At 38.9% G+C, this 561-nt stretch carries 1 pseudogene; it reads right to left on the minus strand.

Annotation, left to right across the window (positions count from 1 at the left end):
• Positions 1-561 (minus strand): annotated as a pseudogene (locus tag ACFIK3_RS09845) (3-deoxy-D-manno-octulosonic acid transferase); the annotation flags it as partial.

Genomic DNA, 561 nt, shown 5'->3' on the forward strand with positions numbered 1-561 from the left:
TAAAAGTTTATACACCTGAATAGCAAGCTGTTTTGTATCTTGAATCATATATGCTGCATCACGTGTTAAAAATTGTTCAAACATCTCTTGAAAATTTGAGACATGAGGGCCTGTTAAAATAGCTGAACCAAGCAAAGCCAACTCCAATGGATTGTGTCCACCGTCGCCACATAAAGACTTTCCAATGAAAGCAACTACCGATAAACGAAGAAAAAGTCCCATTTCTCCAATTGTATCGCCCCACAAAATATCCGTATTTGCATCTGGAATAGCATTGTTACTTCTACGGATAAAACGCAAATTCTTATTGTCACATTTTTTGATAAGATCTCCTAAACGTTCAGGATGACGCGGTACAATGATTGTCAATAAATCTGGCAAATAATTTTTAAGAATCCTATGTACCTCAAAAGCTATTTCCTCTTCCCCTTCATGGGTTGAAATAGCTGCCCAAACTGGGCGATTGCCAATAGCACGCCGATAATGCTCAAGTAATGCTTGGTCTTCAGCTGGCAAAACATCAGCCTTGAGATTACCAGAAAGCGCAACAGATTTTACTCC

It is taken from the genome of Bartonella sp. CB10SXKL (assembly GCF_042195515.1).
Classification (GTDB): Bacteria; Pseudomonadota; Alphaproteobacteria; order Rhizobiales; family Rhizobiaceae; genus Bartonella.